Origin of the sequence: Rhizobium sp. SEMIA 4085, from assembly GCF_013004495.1 — a bacterium.
In the GTDB taxonomy this organism is placed as follows: Bacteria; Pseudomonadota; Alphaproteobacteria; order Rhizobiales; family Rhizobiaceae; genus Rhizobium; species Rhizobium gallicum.
In genome coordinates this window covers 1-3,934 of the sequence record NZ_JABEPH010000465.1, presented here as the reverse complement: position 1 = coordinate 3,934, position 3,934 = coordinate 1, and the positions used below count along the sequence as shown (strand labels likewise).

At 62.7% G+C, this 3,934-nt stretch carries 5 protein-coding genes; 3 read left to right on the top strand and 2 right to left on the bottom strand.

Features of this window, described 5'->3' with window-relative positions; all coding sequences use genetic code 11:
* The 3 genes from C9413_RS29195 to der all read left to right on the top strand — a co-directional run.
* A partial coding sequence (locus C9413_RS29195; protein WP_246703882.1) for an NnrU family protein occupies positions 1-371 on the top strand: 371 nt, incomplete at its 5' end.
* Positions 372-472: 101 nt separating this feature from the next.
* Complete coding sequence (locus C9413_RS29190; RefSeq protein ID WP_170251276.1) at positions 473-1,156, top strand: tetratricopeptide repeat protein; 684 nt, start codon at positions 473-475, stop codon at positions 1,154-1,156.
* Between the two features lie 15 nt (positions 1,157-1,171).
* Complete coding sequence (der, locus tag C9413_RS29185; RefSeq protein ID WP_039845538.1) at positions 1,172-2,590, top strand: ribosome biogenesis GTPase Der; 1,419 nt, start codon at positions 1,172-1,174, stop codon at positions 2,588-2,590.
* 104 nt (positions 2,591-2,694) lie between these two features.
* Here der and C9413_RS29180 read toward each other — a convergent pair whose 3' ends face one another.
* Both C9413_RS29180 and C9413_RS29175 read right to left on the bottom strand, forming a co-directional pair.
* Positions 2,695-3,132 (bottom strand): hypothetical protein, encoded by a 438-nt coding sequence (locus C9413_RS29180; RefSeq protein WP_039845537.1) that lies wholly within the window; start codon positions 3,130-3,132, stop codon positions 2,695-2,697.
* A gap of 474 nt (positions 3,133-3,606) precedes the next feature.
* Positions 3,607-3,934: MarR family transcriptional regulator (locus C9413_RS29175; protein WP_170251275.1), on the bottom strand; the 328-nt coding region annotated here is incomplete at its 5' end.

The window sequence follows — 3,934 nt, the reverse complement described above, 5'->3', positions numbered from 1 at the left end:
GGATGGCGCATATCGCCGTGACGCTGATGCTGATTGCGCTCATCTGTCTTGCCGCCTCGCTGCTGCCGGCGGGGCACATCGCGGTTCGGACCAAGCATCCGATGGTGCTTTCGGTGAAGATCTGGGCGCTTTCGCATCTGCTTGCCAATGGTGAGACCTCGTCCGTTCTGCTGTTTGCGGCCTTCCTCGCCTGGGGGGTCATTCTCCGCATCTCCCTGAAGCGGCGCGAGCGGGCGGGCGAGCTGACGCTGCGGCCCTTCGTTTCAGCCAGGTATGATCTTTATGCCGTCGTCATCGGCCTTGTCGCCTGGGGGCTGCTGATTTGGAGAGTGCACGAATGGTTGATCGGCGTTTCGCCGCTTGCGGTGTGACGAATCTTTGCGATCCCCCTTACAAGTGGCGCAAAATGGAGTAGAAGGCCCGACAATATGCGGCAACGCATGCAATGGGCTTATCCGTGCCGGAGACGAGAATGGCATTCAACGACGACAGCTTCATCCGTGAAGTCAACGAGGAACTTCGTTCCGACCAGATGAAGGGCGCCTGGCGCCGTTTCGGCCGCTATGTCATCGCCATCGCCGTTCTGATCGTGGTCGGTACGGCTGGCAAGGTTGCCTTTGACTACTGGGACGACAACCGCTCGTCCGGCACCGGCGACCAGTTCCTGGCGGCGATGAAGCTTGCCGACGAAAACAAGAGCAACGAGGCGCTTGCCGCGCTCGCCACGCTCGAAAAGGAAGGCCACGGCGCCTATCCGGTTCTCGCCCGCATGCGTGCGGCCTCGGTTCAGGCGCAGAAGGGCGACAATGCCGCGGCCATCGCCGCCTTCGAAGCGATCGGCAAGGACCAGTCCGTTCCGGAAGCCGTCCGCGATGCCGCCAGGATGCGCGCCGGCTGGCTGCTGATCGAAAGCGGCACTTACGAGCAGGTTTCCGCCGCCGTCGAGGAAATGGCCATTCCGGCGAACGCCTTCCGCCACTCGGCCCGCGAAGCGCTGGGCCTTGCTGCATACAAGGCCGGCAACATGGCGCAGGCCCGCCAGTGGTATCAGGCGATTGCCGACGATGCCGCACGCCCGCGCAACATCCCAAACCGCGACCAGTTCGTGCTGGATATTACACCCGCCGCCGGCAAGCCGACCGCCGCCCGGGGCTGAATCTAAGGATCTCTAATGAGCTTTACGGTCGCGATCGTCGGTCGCCCGAATGTCGGCAAGTCGACGCTTTTCAACCGCCTGGTTGGGAAGAAGCTGGCGCTCGTCGACGATACGCCGGGCGTTACCCGCGACCGCCGGCCGGGCGATGCGCGGCTGATCGACCTTAAGTTCACGATCGTCGATACCGCCGGTCTCGAAGAGGCCGATGCCGAAAGCCTGCTCGGCCGCATGCGCGCCCAGACGGAAGCGGCAATCGACGAGGCCGATCTATCGCTGTTCGTCGTCGATGCCAAGACCGGTCTGACGCCGGTCGATACCGCCCTGGCCGAAATGCTGCGCCGCCGCGGCAAGCCGGTGGTGCTTGTTGCCAACAAGGCCGAAGCGAAGGGATCCGACAGCGGTTTCTACGACGCCTACACACTCGGTCTCGGCGAACCGACGCCGATCTCGGCCGAACACGGGCAGGGCATGCTCGACCTGCGCGACGCGATCGTCGCCGCGCTCGGCAAGGAGCGCGCCTATCCGCCGAAGGAAGACGTCGCCGTTACCGACGTGGACGTTGCGCGGTCCGAAGTGGAGGGGGAAGAGGACGAAGAGCCCGCCTACGACGATACCAAGCCGCTACGGGTTGCAATCGTCGGACGGCCGAATGCCGGCAAGTCGACGCTCATCAACCGCTTCCTCGGCGAGGACCGGCTGCTGACGGGGCCGGAAGCTGGCATCACGCGCGATTCCATCTCCGTCGAGTGGGATTGGCGCGGCCGCACGATCAAGATGTTCGACACTGCCGGCATGCGCCGCAAGGCGAGGGTGATCGAAAAGCTGGAGAAGCTTTCGGTTGCCGATGCGCTGCGCGCGATCCGTTTTGCCGAACTTGTTGTCGTGGTCTTCGACGCAACGATCCCCTTCGAGAAACAGGATCTGCACATCGTCGACCTGGTACTGCGCGAAGGCCGTGCGGCCGTTCTCGCCTTCAACAAGTGGGACATGATCGAGGATCCGCAGGCCGTCCTCGCCGACCTGCGCGAAAAGACCGATCGCCTGCTCCCGCAGGCGCGCGGCATCCGCGCCGTTCCGATTTCCGGCCAGACCGGCCGCGGGCTCGACAAGCTCATGCAGTCGATCATCGATACCGACAAGGTGTGGAACAAGCGCATTTCGACGGCGCGGCTCAACCGCTGGCTGGAGCAGCAACAGGTGCAGCACCCGCCGCCGGCCGTTTCCGGCCGCCGCATCAAGCTGAAATACATGACGCAGGTAAAGGCCCGCCCGCCGGCGTTCATGATTTCCTGCACGCGTTCCGACGCGCTGCCGGAATCCTATACGCGCTATCTCATCAATGGTTTGCGCGAGGATTTTGACATGCCGAGCGTGCCGATCCGCATCCATTACCGCTCGCCGGACAATCCGTACGAGTCGAAGAAGAAGCGATAGCCGCCTTTCACTCCTGTTCGGGAAATACGCCGCCGCACGGCGCGCGGAAAAGCTGGAGCTGCCGACGGCGGCTCCAGCAATGACCCTACGAAACCTTGGCGCGCCTAGTCGAGGAACGCCGCGCGCAGCCGATGGAGCATGCCGCGCTTTCCTTCAGCGTAGAAAGAGCGGATTTGCCGGGCAGCGGTTGCAGCGTTTACCGTAGCGCCGAAGTGGCAGTAGCAGATGACCTTATGCAACTCCCTGTCGGTCAACTCGAAAAACCGCTTTGCTTCGCCATAGGTGTCGTTTTCCATCCCGGCTGCACGCAGCACAGGATCCTTGAAGGCGACGGAGATCGGCGAATTGTCGGCGCGCATGATGTCGCGCCCTGCTTCCGGCTGATATTCTGTCTGGTGCAGTGTCGAGAGATGCCGGTTCGGGAACTGCTCGAGGATCTCTGCCCAGCGCTGCAGGCGCTCGCTGCGCGACATCGGCCGGCGCGGCTGATCCAGGTTGACGTTTGCGACGGTCCGCAGTTGGTCAAGTGCTTGATGTTTCATTTTAGCCTCCGATTCAGACGATGGCTGCTCCGCCCCCTTACACTTTTGCCCTGAAATAAGATTGACTCCAGCGGGCGCGGAAGTCCAATCACGATGCTCATCGAGGCGGCTTTTTGCGTCATCGGCATCGTTTTCGGGGCAGGCCTGATTTGCTGGGTAAGCGATCATGATCCACCGACCGGCAAAGTCATCGTTCTTTGCTGTGCAAAACATGCCGGGACGAACAAAAGTGAAAGGGTAACCATGGCACTGCCGACACACATGGCGCCTGAGGTTACGCGCGGCTCTGTCATTGGGGCGCTGCGCGCTCGGAGTTTCGAGCACAAATACCGGTGCCACGATTTGCAATTGCACCGTCTGGCGCCGCCATGGCGTTGCGCACGCTCGCTGATGTCTGGTTCTGAGAGTACCGTCGACGTTTTTGCTATGGCCGTTTTAAGCCGGAAGGCGAAGTCGGGGGGCAGCCAGTCAAAGCTAACATTCGCCCTTCTCAGCCGCCACACTCCCGTTCAACGCCTCGCGTAGCGCCACGATCTCGCCCTGCAGGCGCGCGAGGCCGGCGGCGTCCCGGCCGGTAGCGCCGGCGATGCAGTTGGGAATCGCGGCGGCCTTTTCTTGCAGTGCGATGCCTTCCCCGCTCAGGCGGATGATGACGACGCGTTCGTCTTCCTTACTGCGCTCGCGGCGGATATGGCCGGCGGCTTCGAGGCGCTTCAGCAAAGGGGTAAGCGTGCTCGATTCAAGAAAGAGCTTTTCGCCAAGGCCGCCGACGGTCTGGCCGTCCTCCGGCCAGAGCGAGACC